Here is an 18,435-nt window from a genome sequence, read left to right as displayed (position 1 = left end):
GATGGCCCGACCCGCACCCTCCGCGATCTGCGGAATGCGGCACCAAGGCGCGACGGATGTCGCGTCACGGACGGGCTCGTCCCGGCCATGACGAAGACGATGCCGGCGACGGTCTTTATGACGCCGCGGGCACCCGTGCCTCGAAGATCATGCAGGTCTCGGTGGCATGGGCGATGAGCCGGCCCTTCCCGTCGACGAGGCGCGCCTCCGACGTGGCGATGCGCGATCCCGCATGGACCACCTTGCCCTCGCAGCGCACGAGCCCGGTCTGCGGCATCAGTGCCCGGACGTAGTTCACCTTCATCTCGACGGTCGTATAGCCCTGCCCCGCCTTGACCAGCGTGTGGACGCAGCAGCCGAGGGCCGAGTCGAGGATCGTTGCCGTCCAGCCGCCGTGGATGGTTCCGAGCGGGTTGAAGAAGTCGGCGGTGGGCGTGCCCTCGAACACGGCAAGGCCCGGCGCGACTTCCGTCAGGATGAAGCCCATCGACCGTGCGATGGGCGGCGCCGGATAGCGCTGCTCCAGCATGCCGCGCAGAAAATCGATGCCGTCCTGCCCCGTGGCCTCCGCCATGTCGACGACGCCGTAGCGCAGGGCGGGAGCGGGGGCAGCGGCAGTCATGGTCGGTCTCCAGGGATCGCATCGTGTAATTGCACGATACGAGGCGGAACCGTGGGGGTCAACGGGGCGGCCGGGGCTCAGGCCGCCGCCTGGCTGCCGACCCCGCCGAACTCGTCGGCAAATCCGGCGATGAAGCCGGACACGGCTTCGGCCGACAGGGTCCGCGCGAAATAGTAGCCCTGGGCCTGGTCGCAGCCGAGTTCGCGCACCCAGGCGAGATCGGCCGCCGTCTCCACGCCCTCGGCGGTGGTGACGAAGCCGAGGCTCGTCGCGATGCCGACGATGGCCTCGACCACCGCCCTGCGGTTCTCCGGATCGGCCGAGCCGGACACGAAGGAACGGTCGATCTTCAGCTTCTGGATGGGGAAGCGCGTGAGGTAACCGAGCGAGGAGAAGCCGGTTCCGAAATCGTCGAGCGCGATGCGGATGCCGAGCGTGCGCATGTCGGCGAGGAAGCGGCCGCTCTCAGCCATCTGGTTCATGAACAGGGCTTCGGTGATCTCGACTTCCAGCCGGTCCGCCGGCAGATGGCTGGCCGCCAGCGCCTGGGCCACGTGGCTGAGCAGCATGGCGGACCCGAACTGGGCCGGGGAGATGTTCACCGCCACCCGGATCGGCTTCGGCCAGGCGGCGGCGTCGAGGCAGGCGCGCTTCAGCACCCAGGCGCCGATGGGCTCGATCAGGCCCGACTCCTCGGCGATGGGAATGAAGGCGTCCGGCGAGAGAAGACCACGTTGCGGGTGCTGCCAGCGCAGGAGCGCCTCGAAGCCGACGATGGCGCCGGCGCGGATGTCGATGATCGGCTGGTAGGCGAGCCGCAGCTGGTTGCCGTCGAGGGCCGCGCGCAGGTCCTCCTGCAGCAGCCGACGCTCCTCGGCCTCCTGGTGCATCGTGTCGTCGAAGACCGCCACCACGCCGCGGCCGTTGTCCTTCGCCCGGTAGAGCGCGAGGTCGGCATTGCGGATGAGGTCGTCGACCGTATCGTTTTCGCCCGATCCGAAGGCGATGCCCATGCTGGCGCCCACTGTGATGCGCGCGCCGTCGATGGTCCGGGAGCGGCTGATGCGGGCGATGATGCGCCGGGCGAGCTCGATCACGTCGGCGCGGCGGGCGAAATCACTCATCACCATGCCGAACTCGTCGCCGCCGAAGCGGCCGAACACCACGCCCTGCTCGGCGAGGTCGCCGAGGTCGCGCGACACCGCCATCAGAAGGGCGTCGCCGACGGGATGGCCCAGCGTGTCGTTCACCGCCTTGAACTGGTCGAGGTCGAGGCAGGCCAGCGCGAAGCTGTTGCCGTTGCGCCGCGCCGTTTCGAGACGAAGCGCCGCCAGCTCGCGGAAGCGGGTGCGGTTCGGCAGCCCCGTGAGCATGTCGGTGCGGGCCATCCAGACCACTTTCTGGCTCGCCAGCTTGCGGTCGGTGATGTCGGAACCGACCCCGCGCCAGCCGACGTGCCAGCCGGATTCGTCGACGAGCGGCTTGGCGGTCAGCGACCACCAGCGCGGCTCGCCGGCGATCTCCACCTGGATGTCGAGGTCGCGGAAGGGCTGCCGCTTCGCGATGGCGAGGCGCAGGGCCTGGCCGGTCTCCTCATCGGCCATGTCGACGATGCGCCGCCCGACCAGCGACTGGCCGTCGACCCCCGCGACCTCGCCGAAGCGGGCGGAGTGCTGCACCACGGCGAACCCGGCGTCGGTGTCGAAGAGCCAGTCCGATCCGTGCTGCTCGAACTCGTTCAGCAGCAGCTCGATGATCTCGCCGCGTTCCTTCAGGCTCGCCTCGGCCCGGAACCGCTCGCTGAACAGACGCGAGGAGTTGGCGACGCTCTGCACGACGATCCAGGCATAGGCGAGCAGCAGCAGGGTGAGGAAGATGACGTAGCCGTTGCCGGTCTCAAGCAGTGCAGCCACCGATCCGGCCGCGAGGATGCCGACATAGGCGTAGGCGGCCGAGGGAATGGTCGCCAGCGCGAAGCCACCGGCACAGATCATGCCGGTGACGAGGCAGGCGATGACCAGCTGGTCCTCGGCCGAGACGCTTCCGAACCAGAGGACCGGGACGACGGCCCAGAGCGCCGCCAGGGCCGCGGCGTGATAGGTGGCCCGGCGGATCGCGCGGGCCGAGGCGTGCATCCGCGGCTTCCGGCCGCGCCGCAGGAACCACGCCCGGGTCGTCGTCGCCACCACCGCCAGGATGGTGAGCGCCCAGGCGGCGAGAACGAAGGGGTTGGCCTCCTCCCGCACCAGGAAGACGACGACGCCGGCGTTGATCAGGTTGGCCGCCATGGTCAGCGGCGAGAACCGCGCCACCGCATGGATCTGCGCCGCGCGGATCCGCCCCTCGGAAGCAGGCTCGTTGGGCACGTCCTTGCGCCAGCCCTCCCAGGCGTCGCGGATATGGGTGAGGGACGAGGAGGGCGTCACACAGGTCTCCGGCGGCAGCAAAATACCACCAGCACCCTGACCCAACGGCACTTAAGAAACACTCAAACGATTGCGGACTGCTGCCCGGTGCCGGCGGTCAGCCGCAGCGACCGTCCGTCACGGATCGACGGATGGCACGGAGCCCGTCCCGGGTGCGGCCCCAGACGTCGGCACCCACCGCCTCCTCCATCTTCACGTGCTCGGATTCCCACAGGGGGATGGCGGCCGAGAGCAGCGCGGCGCCCCCTTCCGTCAGCGCCGGGCGCACCGCCCGTCCCTGGCCGGTGGAGACGCTGACGAGACCCGCCGCCTCCAGCCGCTTCAGATTGCGCGTCATCGTCGTCCGGTCGAGGGCGAGCGCCTCCGACAGCGCCGTCACCGAGTTGGTCTTCGCCACCGCCAGGGCGGCGAGGATGTTGAACTGGGTCACCTCGAGCCCGAGGGGGGCGAGTGCCCGGTTGTAGGCGCGCGTCACGGCATGGGCCGTCATCCGCGTCTGGTAGCAGATGCAGGACCTGGCGATGCGGTTGACCGTCGCCTCGTCGGGAGCGCCGCAGGGCGCCGGCCCGGAGGCGGGTGTGGGCTTGTGCATCTGGCTGGTCACCGTCGTCATGGTGTCACGATCCGGCGCGAGAGGTCCCGCGTCAAGACATGTGGGGTCGGGCTGCCCGTTTAACCATAGATCGTTCGGTCCTTGACTCCCGATACCTCCCGGACTATCTCGACGGCGGGCATTAGCAGTCACGTGAGGTGAGTGCTAACAGCCCCGGCCGACGGGCCGCCAAACATTTCCGCGGCCCCGGGGGCCGCTCATGTCAGGGACACCAGATCCATGAAGTTCCGTCCGCTGCACGACCGCGTGGTCGTCCGCCGCCTCGAGGGCGAAGAGAAGACCAAGGGTGGCATCATCATCCCGGATACCGCCAAGGAGAAGCCGCAGGAGGGTGAAATCCTGGCGGTTGGCCCGGGTGGCCGCGACGAGGCCGGCAAGCTCGTCCCGCTCGACGTCAAGAAGGGCGACAAGGTGCTGTTCGGCAAGTGGTCGGGCACCGAAGTGAAGATCGACGGTGTCGACCTCCTCATCATGAAGGAGAGCGACATCATGGGCGTGATCGCGAAGTAAGTCGCGAACCGCTCCTCCCCACCCATTCCATTCATTCCGACAGGAGTAAGCCACAATGGCTGCCAAGGACGTGAAATTCGGCCAGGACGCGCGCGAGAAGATGCTGCGCGGCGTCGACATCCTCGCCGAGGCCGTGAAGGTCACGCTCGGCCCGAAGGGTCGCAACGTCGTCATCGAGAAGAGCTTCGGCGCCCCGCGCATCACCAAGGACGGCGTCACCGTCGCCAAGGAGATCGAGCTCGCCGACAAGTTCGAGAACATGGGCGCCCAGATGGTCCGTGAGGTCGCCTCCAAGACCAACGACCTCGGCGGCGACGGCACCACCACCGCCACCGTGCTCGCCCAGGCCATCGTGAAGGAAGGCGCCAAGTTCGTCGCCGCCGGCATGAACCCGATGGATCTGAAGCGCGGCGTCGATATCGCCGTTCTCGAGGTCGTCAAGGCGCTCGAGAAGTCGGCCAAGAAGGTGAAGTCCTCGGCCGAAGTCGCCCAGGTCGGCACCATCTCCGCCAACGGTGACGCGCTGATCGGCGAGATGATCGCCAACGCGATGCAGAAGGTCGGCAACGAGGGTGTCATCACCGTCGAGGAAGCCAAGTCGCTGGACACCGAGGTGGACATCGTCGAGGGCATGCAGTTCGACCGCGGCTACCTCTCGCCCTACTTCATCACCAACGCCGACAAGATGGTGGCCGACCTCGAGGACGCCTACATCCTGATCCACGAGAAGAAGCTCGCTGGCCTCCAGGCCATGCTGCCGGTTCTCGAGGCCGTCGTGCAGACCGGCAAGCCGCTGATCATCGTCGCCGAGGACGTCGAGGGCGAGGCTCTCGCCACGCTCGTCGTCAACAAGCTGCGTGGCGGCCTGAAGGTTGCCGCCGTGAAGGCGCCGGGCTTTGGTGACCGCCGCAAGGCCATGCTGGAGGACATCGCGATCCTCACCGGCGGCCAGGTCATCTCCGAAGACCTCGGCATCAAGCTGGAGAACGTCACCCTCGCCATGCTCGGCCGCGCCAAGAAGGTGCTGATCGAGAAGGAGAAGACGACGGTCGTCGACGGCGCCGGCAAGAAGAAGGACATCGAGGCCCGCATCGGCCAGATCAAGGCGCAGATCGAGGAGACCACCTCGGACTACGACCGTGAGAAGCTGCAGGAGCGCCTCGCGAAGCTCGCCGGTGGCGTTGCCGTGATCAAGGTCGGCGGCTCGACCGAGGTCGAGGTGAAGGAGAAGAAGGACCGCGTTGACGACGCTCTCAACGCGACCCGCGCGGCTGTCCTCGAGGGCATCGTCCCCGGCGGCGGCATCGCTCTCCTGCGTGCCAAGATGGCGGTCGCCAAGCTGAAGTCGGAGAACGCCGACGTTCAGGCCGGCATCAACATCGTGCTCAAGGCCATCGAGGCTCCGATCCGCCAGATCGCCGAGAACGCCGGTGTCGAGGGCTCGATCGTCGTCGGCAAGGTGCTCGAGAACAAGTCGCCCACCTTCGGCTTCAACGCCCAGACCGAAGAGTATGTCGACATGTTCGAGGCCGGCATCGTCGACCCGATGAAGGTCGTGCGCACCGCTCTCCAGAACGCCGCTTCGGTGTCCTCGCTGCTCATCACCACGGGTGCGATGATCGCCGAGTCGCCGAAGAAGGAATCCTCTGCTCCGGCCATGCCCGGCGGCGGCGGCATGGGCGGCATGGATTTCTGATCCAGCCATCCAGGCTCATTGTCGGAAGGGGCGCCGCGAGGCGCCCCTTTTCGTTGGTGCCGCCCATGGCTTGAAGCGGCGCGAGTCGGGCAAGCCCGGCGCGCGCGGGCGGCATGGATTTCTGATCCAGCCATCCAGGCTCATTGTCGGAAGGGGCGCCGCGAGGCGCCCCTTTTCGTTGGTGCCGCCCGTCACGCGACCTGGCGGGAGAAAGCCCGGCGCGAGCAGGCCGCACGGAAGTCTGATCCCCGCACAGGGATCCGTTACGGAAGGCGCGCGGCGCGGCGCCCGTCTCGATGGTCATCCGCGCCACCACCACGATACCGGCCCCAGCCGGCAGCCAGCCGTTTCCTGTCCAGGACGGAGAAAGTCCTGTGCGGCCGGGACACAAGACAGGGGTGGCTGCGTCGAAGCTTGCACTTGACCTTTTGACGCAGTGCATCAGTCTCTGCTCCCAGCGACACTAAACGCGCCCGTCCATAAGGGCATGACGTCGCAAGAGGAGACGCCCCATGACTGACACCCCTGCTTCGGCGACGCCGAAGTCCGACCGCCGCCGCTTTCTCGCTCTCGCCGGCGCCACCGCCGCGGCCACCGTCGCCGCCCCGAACGTGTCCAACGCCCAGACCGTGGCGCTGCGTTTCCAGTCCACCTGGCCGCAGCGCGACATCTTCCACGAGTTCTGCAACGACTACGCCACCCGGGTGAACGCCATCTCCGGCGGGCGCCTGCGCCTCGAGGTGCTCGCGGCCGGCGCCGTCGTTCCCGCCTTCCAGCTCCAGGACGCGGTCCATGCCGGCATTCTCGACGGCGGCCACGGCGTCACCGCCTACTGGTTCGGCAAGAACAAGGCCTATTCCCTGTTCGGCACCCCGCCCGCCTATGGCTGGGACGCCCATAACTTCCTCGGCTGGATGAACTACGGCGGCGGCTACGACCTCTACAACGAGCTGCTGACCCAGATCACCCGCGTCAACGTCGTCGGCTTCCTCACCGGCCCGATGCCGTGCCAGCCGCTCGGCTGGTTCAAGCGCGAGCTGACCCAGGCGAGCGACCTTCGGGGCCTCAAGTACCGCACCGTGGGCCTCGCCGCGGACCTGTTCAACGAGCTCGGCTCGGCGGTCACCATCCTCGCCGGCGGCGAGATCGTGCCTGCCCTGGAGCGCGGCCTCATCGACGGCGCCGAGTTCAACAATCCGAGCTCGGACTCGATCCTCGGCTTCGCCGACGTGTCGAAGACCTACATGCTGCAGAGCTATCACCAGTCGGCCGAGGCCTTCGAGGTGATCTTCAACAAGGCCAAGTACGACGCCATGGGCGCCGAGCAGAAGGCGATCCTCAAGTACGCCGCCGAGTCCGCCTCCTCCGACATGTACTGGAAGGCGCTCGACCGCTACTCCAAGGACCTCGCCGCCCTGCGCGGCCGTGGCGTCAACGTCATCAAGACGCCGGACGCTATCCTGAAGGCCCAGCTCGAGGCCTGGGACAAGGTCGTGGCGCGCCTCTCGGCCGAGAACCCCTTCTTCAAGAAGGTGATCGACAGCCAGCGCGCCTGGGCCCAGCGCACGGTCGGATACGAGCGGGTCAACACCCCGTCCCGCGAGATGTCCTACACGCACTTCTTCGGCGGTTCCTGATCCGCAGCGCGCGGAGGCGGCGGACCACCGCCGCCTCCCCGTCGTCGGCGGCGCTGGTCGCCATCCCTTCCTGCACCGTGCCTGGACATACCGATGGCGCCCAATCCGCTTTTTCTCTCCATGCTGCTCGGCAGCTGGGTGCTGGCCTGCGCTGCGATCCTCTGGCTGATGATGCGCCGCGCCGGTACCGACCGGCTGATGGCCCTGCTTCTCGCCGTTGACGACGTCTCCACGATCATCGGCAAGACGGCCGCCTGGTCCATCGTCGTCCTGACCCTCGCGATCTGCTACGAGGTCTTCGCCCGCTATATCCTGCAGGCCCCGACCATGTGGGCCTTCGACGTGAGCTACATGCTCTACGGCGTGCTGTTCATGCTGGCAGGGCCCTATGCGCTCGCCCGCAACGGCCATGTGCGCGGTGACTTCCTCTACCGGGAATGGCCGCCGCGGACCCAGGCGAAGCTCGACCTCGCCCTCTACTTCATTTTCTATTTTCCCGGCATCCTCGCGCTCTGCTACGCCGGCTTCACCTTCGCCAACTTCTCCTGGTTCATCTTCGAGCGTTCGGCGAACTCGCCGAACGGCCCCTACGTCTTCCCCTTCAAGTCGCTCATTCCCCTCGTTGGCGGCCTCATGCTGATCCAGGGCCTCGCCGAGGTTGTGCGCTGCGTGCTGTGCATCCGCACCGGCGACTGGCCTCCGCGCCTTCACGACGTGGAGGAGACCGAAAAGATCATTCTCGAGCAGGCCGAGGCGGCCAAGACGAAAGGGGCCGCCTGATGTTCGGCATCACCATCGGAAATCCCGAACTGGGCGTGCTCATGCTCGTCCTCTTCGTCATCTTCATCATGCTCGGCTTCCCCATCGCCTTCACCCTGATGGCGCTCGGCGTGATGTTCGGCTACGCGGCGCAGGGCGACATCGTCTTCGCCCTCGTGGTCCAGCGCACTTATTCGGTGATGACCAACGACGTCCTCGTCGCCATCCCGCTCTTCATCTTCATGGGCTACATCATCGAGCGGGCGAACATCCTCGACCGGTTGTTCAACTCGGTGCAGCTCGCCATCGGCGGACTGCCTGGCTCGCTCGCCGTGACGACGCTCGTCACCTGCACCATCTTCGCCACCGCCACCGGCATCGTCGGCGCGGTGGTCACGCTGATGGGTCTGCTCGCCTTCCCCGCCATGCTGCGCGCCGGCTATGACGAGCGCCTGTCCGCGGGCGTGGTCTGCGCCGGAGGTTGTCTCGGCATTCTCATTCCGCCGAGCGTCATGCTGATCCTCTACGGTGCCACGGCCGGCGTTTCGGTGCCGAAGCTCTATGCCGGCGCCTTCCTGCCCGGCCTGCTGCTTGCCACGCTCTACATCCTCTACGTCATCGTCCGCTGCATGATGAACCCGTCGCTGGCGCCGAAGCTGCCGAAGGAACAGCGCATGCCGCTGGGCTTCGACTTCGAGAAGGACAAGATGGCGCTGGTGAAGTACGTGGCCATCATCCTGCTCGCCGTGCCGGTCGCCTATGCGGTGGTCTACGGTCTGGAATGGCTGCTGAACATGTTCCGCGTCATGACCACGCCGGCCGGCGCGACACCACGCGAGATCGACTACACCGTTCCCGACAGGCTGCCCCACGTGATCCTCGGCGCCGGCGCCATCGGCTTCGTGCTGCTGCTGATCCTCGGAAAAGCGGTGTTCAAGGAACTGGCGCGCAGCTTCTTCCCGCTGACCCTGCTCATCATGTCGGTCCTCGGCGCCATCTTCTTCGGTATCGCCACGCCGACCGAGGCCGCCGCCGTCGGCGCGATGGGCTCGGTCCTGCTGGCCGCCGCCTACCGCTCCATCAGCTTCGTCAAGCTGAAGGAATCGGTGTTCCTCACCGCCCGCACCTCGGCCATGGTCTGCTGGCTCTTCGTCGGCTCCTTCATCTTCTCGTCGATCTTCGCCATCCTCGGCGGGCACGAGCCGATCAAGGCCTTCGTGGCCATGCTCAACCTGTCGCCGACCATGTTCATGATCCTGGCGCAGGTGATCATCTTCGTGCTGGGCTGGCCGCTGGAATGGACGGAGATCATCGTGATCTTCGTGCCGATCTTCCTGCCGCTCCTCGAGACGTTCAAGATCGACCCGCTGTTCTTCGGCATCCTCATTGCCCTGAACATCCAGACGTCGTTCCTGTCGCCACCTGTGGCCATGGCGCCCTTCTACCTGAAGGGGGTCGCGCCGCCGCACGTGACCATCAACCAGATCTTCTCCGGCGTGATGCCCTTCATCTTCATCGTCGTCGGCTGCATGGTGGTGGTCTACACCTTCCCCGGCATCGCGCTGTGGCTGCCCTCGGTGCTCTACCGCTAGGCGTCAGCCGCAGGAGGCACCGCGGACGATGCTCCGCTCGTCCAGGCCGAATGTCAGGCGGTTCGGCCGGTAGTCGCGGGTGCAGACCGCGCAGTAGCGCACGATCAGGGCACGCGGGGCGCGGTAGCGCGCCTCGACCGTCTCCCGCGGCAGGCCAATGAAGCGCCGCGCTACCGGCAGTTCGCGACGGCAACGCCGCATCGCCGCCTGGAAGGCGGGATGGGAGGGGCCTGTCGCTCGCGGCGGCTGCTGCGCCGAAGCACTGCCCGACGGGCCCGGAGCCGCGACGAGGAGCGCGGCCGCGACGGCGGTGGAGAAGAGGGCGAGACGCATGGAAACCTCCTGTTCAGCCCTGCCCGACTAGCCGCGAACCGTGGCGCCATCATGCCGGCGGCCCTCAGGCCGGCTCTCGCACCGGCGCCCCGGCGCGCATCTCGTCGGACACGATCCGCCCGTCCACGAGGTGGACGCGGCGGTCCATCCGCTCGGCGAGGTCGATGGCATGGGTCACCGCCACCACGGAACGCCCGTCACGGTCGACGAGGTCGCGCAGGATCTGGAACACCTGCTCGGAGGATTTCGAATCGAGGCTGCCGGTGGGCTCGTCGGCGAGGATGACGGGCGGATCGTTGGCGAGTGCCCGTGCCACCGCCACCCGCTGGCGCTGACCGCCCGAGAGCTGGTCGGGCCGCTTGGCGAGGTGGTCCTCGAGGCCGAGGGAGGCCAAAAGCCCCTCCGCCCGCTCCTTCATCTGCCGGGCCGTCAGTTTTCCGAGCGCCCGCATCGGCAGCATGACGTTCTGCGTGGTGGTGAACTCCGGCAGCAGGAAGTGGAACTGGAAGATGAAGCCCAGCGTCTCCAGCCGGATCCTGGCGCGGTCGTCGTCGTGGAGCAGGCTGGTATCCTCGCCCCTCACCAGCACCTCGCCGCTGGTCGGCACGTCGAGAAGGCCGAGGAGATAGAGGAGAGAGGACTTGCCGGAGCCGGAAGGCCCGGTGATCGCCACGAACTGCTTTTCGTGGATGGCGAGGTCGATGTCGGCGACCAGGGTCACCGGCACGGTTCCGGCCAGGATACGGGTCGCCTTGTGCGTCTCGATAAGGGGGCCGGTCACGTCGCGCCCCGGATGATCTCGACGGGATGGACCCGGGCAGCCTTGCGCGCCGGAAAGAAGCCGGCGATGGCGGACGAGGCGAGGGCAATGCCCCCGGCGATCGCGTAGTGCAGCGGCGCCACGATCAGCGGCAGCCGGGTGGCGTCGGTGAAGCCGGTGCGGATCTCGATGGACAGCATGAGCTGCGTCAGCGCGAAGCCGAGCACAGATCCGGCGATCGCACCGGCGAGGCCGATGACGAGACCCTCGAGGATGAAGATGCGCCGGACGGTGGACTGCGTCAGCCCCAGCGACTTCATGATCGCGATGTCGCGGCTCTTCTCGAAGGTGATGGTCGAGATGATGTTGTAGGTGCCGAAGGAGGCGACCAGAAGGATGGCGCCCACCACCGTGTACATGATGATGTTGCGGACGACGAAGGCCGACATGAGGTCCTCGTTGGCCTCCTGCCACGAGATCGTCTTAAGCCCCGTGTCGGCGATGATCCGGTCGGCCACCGCTCTGGCGCTCATCGGGTCGTTGAGGCGGATGCGGATCTCGTTGATGAGGCCGGTCTGCTCGGCGAGGATCTGCGCCGTCTTGATGAGGACATAGGACGTGCCCTCGTCCACCGCCCTGACACCGGACCGGAAGATGCCGACCACCTGGCCGGTCATCACCTTTCCCGTCCCGGCCGACATGGAGATGTTCGAGCCCATGCGGGCCCCGAGTTTCTCGGCCAGCCGGTCACCAAGGATGATGGCGTTGGTGGCGCGGTAGAGGGCCGGGAGCGAGCCCTGCCGGAGGTGGTTGACGAGCTGCGACACGCGGGGCTCGCGCACCGGGTCGATGCCGACGATGACCGAGGTCACGTCCTTGCCGCCGTAGCGCAGGATGCCGCGCGCCTGGACCGAAGGCGTCACCGCACCGGGCACCCAGCTCTCCAGCGCCGCGATGGTCGCGATCGGATTGTTGATGCCGCGCCGTCGCGTCGCCGGCGTGAGGCCGCGGATCTGCGCCGCGTCGAAGGCCTCCTCCGCCGGCTGGCGCGGCGCCTCGCGCCGCTCGTCGTTGATGGCGACGTGCGGCATGGCATTGACGAGGGTGCGGACGAAATCATCCTGCGAGCCCTGCATCAGGGCCGCCATCATGATGGAGAAGCCGACGCCGATGGCGACGCCTAGCACGGCGACGACCGTCTGGCGGAGGCGCGCCGCGATATGCGTCCAGGCGATGTCGACGACGAGGTTCATGGGCTGACCCGCACGCGCTCGCCGCCGCGCCAGCGCGCCTCGGCCGGCACCGCAATGCGGTCGCCCTCGGCGATACCGGAGCGGACCTCGGTCAGCCGCGTGCCGCGGATGCCGGTCTGCACCGGGCGGCGCACGATGCGTCCGGAATCGACCGTGAAGACGGCGCCGCCGATGATCGCCTCGTTCGGCACCAGCAGCACGTCCTTCGCCTCGCGGGCGACGATGTTGGCCTCCACCGACATGCCGAAATGCAGCGGCGTGTCGTCGGGCAGGGCGATGCGGATGCGGAAGGTCTTGGTCGCCGTGTCACCCATCGGCGTGATGTCGCGCACCGTGCCGGCGAGAGGCCGGTCCCGGAAGGCATCGGTGCGCAGCAGCACCGCCTGGCCGGTCCTGACGCGGGGAATGTCCTCCTCCGCGACGTCGGCGGTCACCTGGAGAGGGCGCGGGTCGCCGACACGGAAGAGGATCTGGCCGACGTCAGCGATCTCGCCGACCTCGCCGTCCTGCCGCAGCACGACGCCGTCGCGCGGCGCGAGGATCTGGTAGTTTCCCAGCCGTTCGTTGGTGGCCGCGACCAGGGCGCGCATCTGCGCGAGGTCGGCGGTGGCCTTGTCATAGGCCTGCTGGGTGGAGACGCCGCGCTGCATGAGCTGGCTCACCCGGTCCACCTCGCGCTGGGCGAGCGCAAGGCGGGCATGCTGCTCGGCGAGATTGGCGCGCACCTCCCGGTCGTCGAGGCGGGCGAGCATGTCCCCCTCCTTCACCGTCTGCCCCTCGCAGGAACAGTGGGCGACGATGCGCTCGCGCGCCATGGAGGCCATCTTGGCCCAGCGTACCGGCTCCACGACGCCGGTCGCGTAGACGATCTCGGCGGCCGTGCCGCGCCCGACGGCCTGCAGCTGGATCTCGGCCCCACGGCCATAGCGCCAGAAGACAGCACCGCCGATGGCGGCCGCGATCAGCAGCAGGATCAACCAGGAGCGCAGTTTCATCGCAAGCCTTCCGGACCACACAGAAGGTGATCCTAGCAGGACCATATGGGGTCCCGCCTTGATCGGCGTCAGGTCGATCGGGCGATGCGGGTCAGGAGGCGCCCATCTCCTCGCGGATGCGCGCGCGAAGAGCGTCGATCGGCGACAGGCGGCCGTTGTCGTTGACGTGCCAGAAGGTCCAGCCGTTGCACGCCTGGGCGCCTTGGACGAGCGCGCCGATCTTGTGGATGGAGCCGACCTGCGGCCCCGCCATCAGCGAGCCGTCGGGGCGGACGATGGCCTGGAAACGGCCCTTCTCGTCGGTCAGCACCGTTCCCGGCGCCACCATGCCGCGCTCGACAAGCGAGGCGAAGGCGACACGCGGCGCCTCCCGCGCGGTGGTGAAGGCGGCGAGCGAGGCCTCCGCCAGCGGCTCCACGGACAAAATACGCGCCTCGGCCGCTCTCGCATAGGCGGGATCGCGTTCGATCCCGATGAACCGGCGGCCGAGGCGCTTGGCAACGGCCCCGGTAGTCCCGGAGCCGAAGAAAGGATCGAGGACGACGTCCCCGGGCTTGGACGAGGCGAGCAGCACCCGGGCGATCAGCGCCTCCGGCTTCTGCGTCGGATGGACCTTGCGGCCGGCCTCGTCCTTGAGGCGCTCCTCGCCAGTGCACAGCGGGATGAACCAGTCCGAGCGGACCTGGACGTCCTCGTTGCCGGCCTTCAGTGCCTCGTAGTTGAAGGTGTAGCGGGCCTTGGCGTCGCGCGAGGCCCAGATCAGCGTCTCGTGGGCGTTGGTGAACCGGCGGCCGCGGAAGTTCGGCATCGGGTTCGCCTTGCGCCAGATGACGTCGTTGAGCACCCAGAACCCGAGGTCCTGCAGCGCCGTGCCGACGCGGAAGATGTTGTGGTAGGAGCCGATCACCCAGAGGGAGCCGTTCGGCTTCAGCACCCGCCGGGCGGCGGTGAGCCAGGCGCGCGTGAACGCGTCGTAGGCGGCGAAGCTCTCGAACTGGTCCCAGTCGTCGGTCACCGCGTCGACGCGGCTGTCGTCGGGGCGGTGCAGTTCGCCCTGCAGCTGGAGATTGTAGGGCGGGTCGGCGAAGACCATGTCGACGGAGGCCGCCGGCAGGTCGTTCAGCGCGGCGATGCAATCGCCGAGGATGATCCGGCCCGAGAGGCCGAGCCCCTGGTCCGGGGCGAGCGAAGGCGAACGGACCGCCCGTACGCGGTCACCAGATCGGGCAGTTCCGTTCGACGTCAACAGCATCAGGCGGCACTCGATACGCAAAACTAGGGTGTCGCAACGCCCGCGAGATTGGCCCGGTAGAGTAAAGGGACACTTAAACCACGGCCTCGACTGCCGAATTATTCTGTCACCGATTGGTAAACATGGCGTCCCGCAACGGGGGACGCAGCCGTGAAACCCGCGCCCGCGCCGGGAGTTGCACCTCCCGGACCGCAGCGGCATGATCGCCGCATGTGAGGGGTTGACACCATGCGTTGGGAAGATCTGCGCCGTTCCGACAACATCGAAGATCGTCGCGGCGGGGGTGGCGGTGGCGGCGTTCCCGGCGGCCCCGCCGGCATCGGCATCGGCGGCATGATCGTCGTCGGCCTCATCTCCTACATCACCGGCATCAATCCGGCTGTCCTCGTCGGCGGCTACGAGGCCGTCACCCGCGGCAGCCAGCGCCAGGTGGAGCAGCAGGCTCCCGCCCGGCAGGGCGGCCGTCCCACCGACCAGATGGGCGATTTCGTCGCCGCCGTCCTCGGCTCCACCGAGGACGCCTGGCAGAAGATCTTCCAGGAGGCGGGCCGCCGCTATCAGGCGCCGGGCCTCGTCATGTTCAACGCCCGCACCCGTTCGGGCTGCGGAGCCGCCCAGTCGGAGATGGGCCCCTTCTACTGCCCGAACGACAACAAGGTGTATCTCGACACCTCATTCTTCCGCGAGCTCGCGACGAAGTTCCGCGGCTGCACCGGCGGCGACAATGCCTGTCGCTTCGCCTATGCCTATGTCGTCGCCCACGAGGTCGGCCACCACGTGCAGAACCTGATGGGCGTGCTGACCCGCGTGCAGCAGGCCCAGCGCGCCTCGGGCAGCGAGCGCGACAGCAACGCGCTGCAGGTGCGCGTCGAGCTCCAGGCCGACTGTTTCGCCGGCGTCTGGGCCTACCACACCCAGCAGCAGTACCGCTTCATCGACGAAGCGGACGTGCGCCAGGCCATGCAGGCCGCCGCCGCCATCGGCGACGACATGCTGCAGCGCCGCTCCCAGGGCTATGTGGTGCCCGACAGCTTCACCCACGGCTCCTCGGCCCAGCGCCAGCGCTGGTTCATGACCGGCCTCAGGAGCGGCCAGGTGTCGAGCTGCAACACCTTCCAGGCGCGGGAGCTGTGACGGCGAGGCGCGCTCACACCCCTCGCCGCCCCGGTCTTCACCTGACCATCTGCATCGGCTCGGCGAAGTAGCGGAAGCCGTCGCCGGCCTTCGCCAGGTGGCCGAAGCCCGGCCAGGGGAAGTGATAGGACATCACCGGCACCTGCTTCTCCGCCAGCATGGTGAGAAGCCTGACGCGCGTCTGCGCCGACTGCTTGGGATCGCTGTCGTAGGCGAACTCCATCAGCGGCTTCTCGAGCAGCAGGATCTGGTGATGGGTGAGGTCCCCCATGAAGCAGAACTGCTTTCCCGCCGAGGAGATCATGAAGATCGTGTGGCCGACCGTATGGCCGGGCGCGGCGATCGCCTGGATGCCGGGGAGGAACTCCTGCCCGTCGCGGAAGAACTTGATGCGGTCGCGCACCGGCAGGAGGTTCCTGCGGGCGTGCTCGACGAAGGCCTTGGCCGGCGAGCCGAGCTTGCCCTCGTCGGTCCAGAAGTCGAAGTCGGACTGCGCCAGCCAGACCTCGGCATTGGGGAAGAGCGGCTTGCCGTCGGCACCGACGATGCCGCCGATGTGGTCGATATGGGCATGGGAACAGCAGATGGCGTCGATGTCGCCGGGGCGAATGCCTGCTTCGCCCAGCGACTTGATGAGCCGCCCCGTCGTCGGGCCGAAGGCCTGGGATGTGCCCATGCCGGTGTCGAACAGCACGAGCCGGTCGCCGAAATTCACCACCGGGATGTTCTGCTCCAGCGTCACGGCGGTGGGATTGAGGAAATTCCGGCTCAGCATGGCGCGGATTTCCTCCTTCGGCACGCCGAGGAAGGACTCGGAAGGATCGCCGAGCGGCAGCGGCCCGTCGGAGACGACGGAGACCTCCGCCTCGCCGAAACCGAAGCGGTAGAAATAGGGCGCCTGGCTGTTGAGCTTGGGCGCCCGCGCGACGGCGGAGCCCGCCGGCAGGGCCGCCGCGGCGGCGAATCCGAGGCCCAAAGACAGTGCGTCGCGTCTGGACTGAAGACCAGGCATCATATCCTCCCGAATTGTCTTGGATCCGCCCTCCACCGGGGCGGTCGGGCATTGTGGTAGGAGCTGTCTGAGGGTGGCAAGCGCGAAGGCACAGGCCAGCCATCCGCCGAACGCGGGATGGGGACCGCCCGGTGCGACGCCACCACCCGGGCCTCGACTTGCGGTCGTTTAGGGCGCAGCCTCCGGGCGGGAGCACACCATGACCCGCGACGGCTACAACCAGTTCTGTCCGGTGGCGAAGGCCTGCGAACTGCTCGAACCGCGCTGGACCCTTCTCCTGCTCTGCGAGATGTGGGCAGGCTCGACCCGCTTCAACGAGATCCGCCGCGGCGTCCCCGGCATGTCGCCGACCCTGATGTCGAAGCGGCTCAAGGACATGGAGCAGCGCGGACTGGTGCTGCGCGAGAAGAACGCGGCGACCGGCGAGATCCATTACACCACGACCGCCGTCGCCCGGGAGCTCGAGCCGATCGTCCATGCCTTCGGGCAATGGGCGCACCGCAACCTCGACGCCGACGTCACGCTCGAGAAGCTCGATGCGCGCCTCCTGATGTGGAACATGCGCCGCAAGATCGAGGTCGGCGCCCTCCCGCCAGACCGGCGCAGCGTCATCCAGTTCGTCTATCCCGAATTGCCGCGCGAGGAGCGCAACTACTGGCTCGTCGCCAAGCCCGACCGGCCCGTGGACCTGTGCTCCACCGACCCGGGCCATGCGGTCGACCTGTTCGTCACCGCCGACCTGAAGGCCATGACCTCGGCCTGGATGGGCCTGTCCAGCCTTGCGGCGGAAGTGGCGCGCGAGAGGATCACCCTAGTCGGCGCGCCCGAGCTCAGCCGCACCATCTCCGCCTGGATGGTGCGCAGCTCCTATGCCGGCGCCTGCCCGGCCGCTCCATAATCTGTACCGGAGCACTCCAGTTTCTACACTAGGCGGCCCGGCCGAGGGCACGGCCTTCTGAGGCGCGACGCACCATCACCGTCGCATCCGTCCGGAGGACCGCCATCATGCAAGCGACATTGACCCAGCCCGTCGTGCTCGACCTCGCCGCGTTGAAGACCCGGCAGCAGGCCGCCTGGTCGTCGGGAGACTATGCGGTGGTGGGAACCACGCTGCAGATCGTCGGTGAGACGCTCTGCGAGGCGATGGATCTGCGCGCCGGCAGCACGGTTCTCGACGTCGCCGCCGGCAACGGCAACGCGTCCCTGGCAGCGGCCCGCCGCTGGTGCGACGTCACCGCGACCGACTATGTCCCCGACCTGCTGCAGAAGGCCCACCTGCGCGCCGTCGCGGAAGGCATGACCATCCGCACCGAGACGGCAGACGCCGAGAACCTTCCCTATGCGGACGGCGCCTTCGACGCGGTGATCTCCACCTTTGGCGTGATGTTCACACCCGATCAGGAGAAGGCGGCGGCGGAACTCGTCCGTGTCTGCAAGCCTGGCGGTCGGATCGGCCTCGCCAACTGGACGCCGTCGGGTTTCATCGGACAGGTGTTCAAGGTGATCGGCAGCCATGTTCCGCCGCCGGCCGGCGCGCCCTCGCCAGCCCTGTGGGGCACGCCCGCACGGCTGGAGACGCTGTTCGGCGCCGAGGGCGAGGTGCGGATCGCCGAGCGCACCTTCGCTTTCCGCTACCGTTCGCCGGCCCATTGGCTGGACGTGTTCCGCACCTGGTACGGCCCCGTGCTCAAGGCCTTCGGCGCCCTGCCGGCCGAGGGCCAGGCGGCGCTCGCCGCCGACCTCCTCGCCCTCGTTGGGAGGGCCAATGTCGCCGACGACGGCACGGTCGTGATCCCCAGCGACTATCTCGAGGTCGTCGTCATCAGGCGATAGGCGGAAGG

General features: G+C 67.9%; 17 protein-coding genes. 8 read left to right on the top strand and 9 right to left on the bottom strand.

Translation table 11 applies throughout. The annotated features are described in order from the left end of the window. Window positions 1-115 precede the first annotated feature (115 nt). The 3 genes from ACT6XY_RS00495 to ACT6XY_RS00485 all read right to left on the bottom strand — a co-directional run bounded on the left by ACT6XY_RS00495 (window position 116) and on the right by ACT6XY_RS00485 (window position 3,661). The gene (locus ACT6XY_RS00495; RefSeq protein WP_444746385.1) at window positions 116-622 is read right to left on the bottom strand and encodes a PaaI family thioesterase; all 507 of its coding nucleotides are present in this window, start codon (window positions 620-622) and stop codon (window positions 116-118) included. A gap of 77 nt (window positions 623-699) precedes the next feature. Continuing rightward, window positions 700-3,048 carry a putative bifunctional diguanylate cyclase/phosphodiesterase gene (locus ACT6XY_RS00490; RefSeq protein ID WP_444746384.1) on the bottom strand — a complete coding sequence of 783 codons (2,349 nt, stop codon included), beginning with the start codon at window positions 3,046-3,048 and terminating at the stop codon, window positions 700-702. 97 nt (window positions 3,049-3,145) lie between these two features. Next, entirely contained in the window at window positions 3,146-3,661 is a 516-nt protein-coding gene (locus ACT6XY_RS00485; RefSeq protein ID WP_444746383.1) for a MarR family winged helix-turn-helix transcriptional regulator, read from the bottom strand. Between the two features lie 219 nt (window positions 3,662-3,880). Between ACT6XY_RS00485 and groES the strand changes: the two genes are divergently transcribed. The 5 genes from groES (at window position 3,881) to ACT6XY_RS00460 (ending at window position 9,855) form a co-directional block, all read left to right on the top strand. Next, a complete protein-coding gene (gene groES, locus ACT6XY_RS00480) occupies window positions 3,881-4,171 on the top strand; it encodes a co-chaperone GroES (protein ID WP_106749553.1) in 291 nt (96 codons plus the stop codon). A 55-nt stretch (window positions 4,172-4,226) separates the two neighbouring features. Next, window positions 4,227-5,867 (top strand): chaperonin GroEL, encoded by a 1,641-nt coding sequence (groL, locus tag ACT6XY_RS00475; RefSeq protein WP_444746382.1) that lies wholly within the window; start codon window positions 4,227-4,229, stop codon window positions 5,865-5,867. Between the two features lie 512 nt (window positions 5,868-6,379). Beyond that, complete coding sequence (locus ACT6XY_RS00470; RefSeq protein WP_444746381.1) at window positions 6,380-7,504, top strand: TRAP transporter substrate-binding protein; 1,125 nt, start codon at window positions 6,380-6,382, stop codon at window positions 7,502-7,504. Between the two features lie 93 nt (window positions 7,505-7,597). After that, window positions 7,598-8,284, top strand: coding sequence for a TRAP transporter small permease subunit (locus ACT6XY_RS00465; RefSeq protein ID WP_444746380.1), 687 nt, complete (start codon window positions 7,598-7,600; stop codon window positions 8,282-8,284). After that, window positions 8,284-9,855, top strand: a complete 1,572-nt coding sequence (locus ACT6XY_RS00460; protein ID WP_444746379.1) for a TRAP transporter large permease — start codon at window positions 8,284-8,286, stop codon at window positions 9,853-9,855. Before ACT6XY_RS00465 ends, ACT6XY_RS00460 begins: the two co-directional genes overlap by 1 nt. A 3-nt stretch (window positions 9,856-9,858) precedes the next feature. On the opposite strand, the gene ACT6XY_RS00455 is transcribed toward ACT6XY_RS00460, so the two are convergent. From ACT6XY_RS00455 to ACT6XY_RS00435, 5 genes are all read right to left on the bottom strand, one after another. Further along, a complete protein-coding gene (locus ACT6XY_RS00455) occupies window positions 9,859-10,188 on the bottom strand; it encodes a hypothetical protein (RefSeq protein WP_444746378.1) in 330 nt (109 codons plus the stop codon). Between the two features lie 64 nt (window positions 10,189-10,252). Then, the gene (locus ACT6XY_RS00450) at window positions 10,253-10,969 is read right to left on the bottom strand and encodes an ABC transporter ATP-binding protein (protein WP_444746377.1); all 717 of its coding nucleotides are present in this window, start codon (window positions 10,967-10,969) and stop codon (window positions 10,253-10,255) included. Continuing rightward, window positions 10,966-12,201 (bottom strand): ABC transporter permease, encoded by a 1,236-nt coding sequence (locus ACT6XY_RS00445; protein ID WP_444746376.1) that lies wholly within the window; start codon window positions 12,199-12,201, stop codon window positions 10,966-10,968. Before ACT6XY_RS00445 ends, ACT6XY_RS00450 begins: the two co-directional genes overlap by 4 nt. Beyond that, complete coding sequence (locus ACT6XY_RS00440) at window positions 12,198-13,196, bottom strand: efflux RND transporter periplasmic adaptor subunit (RefSeq protein ID WP_444746375.1); 999 nt, start codon at window positions 13,194-13,196, stop codon at window positions 12,198-12,200. Before ACT6XY_RS00440 ends, ACT6XY_RS00445 begins: the two co-directional genes overlap by 4 nt. Before the next feature lie 91 nt (window positions 13,197-13,287). Then, complete coding sequence (locus ACT6XY_RS00435; RefSeq protein ID WP_444746374.1) at window positions 13,288-14,448, bottom strand: site-specific DNA-methyltransferase; 1,161 nt, start codon at window positions 14,446-14,448, stop codon at window positions 13,288-13,290. Window positions 14,449-14,676: 228 nt separating this feature from the next. Here ACT6XY_RS00435 and ypfJ point away from each other — a divergent pair, with 228 nt between their 5' ends. Beyond that, entirely contained in the window at window positions 14,677-15,582 is a 906-nt protein-coding gene (ypfJ, locus tag ACT6XY_RS00430; protein WP_444746373.1) for a KPN_02809 family neutral zinc metallopeptidase, read from the top strand. A gap of 37 nt (window positions 15,583-15,619) precedes the next feature. Here ypfJ and ACT6XY_RS00425 read toward each other — a convergent pair whose 3' ends face one another. After that, window positions 15,620-16,594: an MBL fold metallo-hydrolase gene (locus ACT6XY_RS00425; protein WP_444746372.1), complete on the bottom strand. Its 975-nt coding sequence runs from the start codon at window positions 16,592-16,594 to the stop codon at window positions 15,620-15,622. A gap of 199 nt (window positions 16,595-16,793) precedes the next feature. Here ACT6XY_RS00425 and ACT6XY_RS00420 point away from each other — a divergent pair, with 199 nt between their 5' ends. Together ACT6XY_RS00420 and ACT6XY_RS00415 are read left to right on the top strand one after the other, a co-directional pair. Then, entirely contained in the window at window positions 16,794-17,492 is a 699-nt protein-coding gene (locus ACT6XY_RS00420) for a winged helix-turn-helix transcriptional regulator (RefSeq protein ID WP_444746371.1), read from the top strand. A gap of 107 nt (window positions 17,493-17,599) precedes the next feature. Further along, the gene (locus tag ACT6XY_RS00415) at window positions 17,600-18,427 is read left to right on the top strand and encodes a class I SAM-dependent methyltransferase (protein ID WP_444746370.1); all 828 of its coding nucleotides are present in this window, start codon (window positions 17,600-17,602) and stop codon (window positions 18,425-18,427) included. Window positions 18,428-18,435: the final 8 nt, after the last annotated feature.

The organism is Phreatobacter sp. (genome assembly GCF_052440005.1).
In the GTDB taxonomy this organism is placed as follows: domain Bacteria; phylum Pseudomonadota; class Alphaproteobacteria; order Rhizobiales; family Phreatobacteraceae; genus Phreatobacter.
The sequence above is the reverse complement of the archived record's forward strand: the minus strand, read 5'-3'. Positions and strand labels throughout refer to the sequence as shown.

Bases quoted from the DNA above. Each gene is read 5' to 3' on its own strand.
- ACT6XY_RS00495 (WP_444746385.1), bottom strand. From the start codon at position 622: ATGACTGCCGCTGCCCCCGCTCCCGCCCTGCGCTACGGCGTCGTCGAC.
- ACT6XY_RS00485 (WP_444746383.1), bottom strand. From the start codon at position 3,661: ATGACGACGGTGACCAGCCAGATGCACAAGCCCACACCCGCCTCCGGG.
- groES (WP_106749553.1), top strand. From the start codon at position 3,881: ATGAAGTTCCGTCCGCTGCACGACCGCGTGGTCGTCCGCCGCCTCGAG.
- groL (WP_444746382.1), top strand. From the start codon at position 4,227: ATGGCTGCCAAGGACGTGAAATTCGGCCAGGACGCGCGCGAGAAGATG.
- ACT6XY_RS00470 (WP_444746381.1), top strand. From the start codon at position 6,380: ATGACTGACACCCCTGCTTCGGCGACGCCGAAGTCCGACCGCCGCCGC.
- ACT6XY_RS00465 (WP_444746380.1), top strand. From the start codon at position 7,598: ATGGCGCCCAATCCGCTTTTTCTCTCCATGCTGCTCGGCAGCTGGGTG.
- ACT6XY_RS00460 (WP_444746379.1), top strand. From the start codon at position 8,284: ATGTTCGGCATCACCATCGGAAATCCCGAACTGGGCGTGCTCATGCTC.
- ACT6XY_RS00455 (WP_444746378.1), bottom strand. From the start codon at position 10,188: ATGCGTCTCGCCCTCTTCTCCACCGCCGTCGCGGCCGCGCTCCTCGTC.
- ACT6XY_RS00445 (WP_444746376.1), bottom strand. From the start codon at position 12,201: ATGAACCTCGTCGTCGACATCGCCTGGACGCATATCGCGGCGCGCCTC.
- ACT6XY_RS00440 (WP_444746375.1), bottom strand. From the start codon at position 13,196: ATGAAACTGCGCTCCTGGTTGATCCTGCTGCTGATCGCGGCCGCCATC.
- ACT6XY_RS00435 (WP_444746374.1), bottom strand. From the start codon at position 14,448: ATGCTGTTGACGTCGAACGGAACTGCCCGATCTGGTGACCGCGTACGG.
- ypfJ (WP_444746373.1), top strand. From the start codon at position 14,677: ATGCGTTGGGAAGATCTGCGCCGTTCCGACAACATCGAAGATCGTCGC.
- ACT6XY_RS00425 (WP_444746372.1), bottom strand. From the start codon at position 16,594: ATGCCTGGTCTTCAGTCCAGACGCGACGCACTGTCTTTGGGCCTCGGA.
- ACT6XY_RS00420 (WP_444746371.1), top strand. From the start codon at position 16,794: ATGACCCGCGACGGCTACAACCAGTTCTGTCCGGTGGCGAAGGCCTGC.
- ACT6XY_RS00415 (WP_444746370.1), top strand. From the start codon at position 17,600: ATGCAAGCGACATTGACCCAGCCCGTCGTGCTCGACCTCGCCGCGTTG.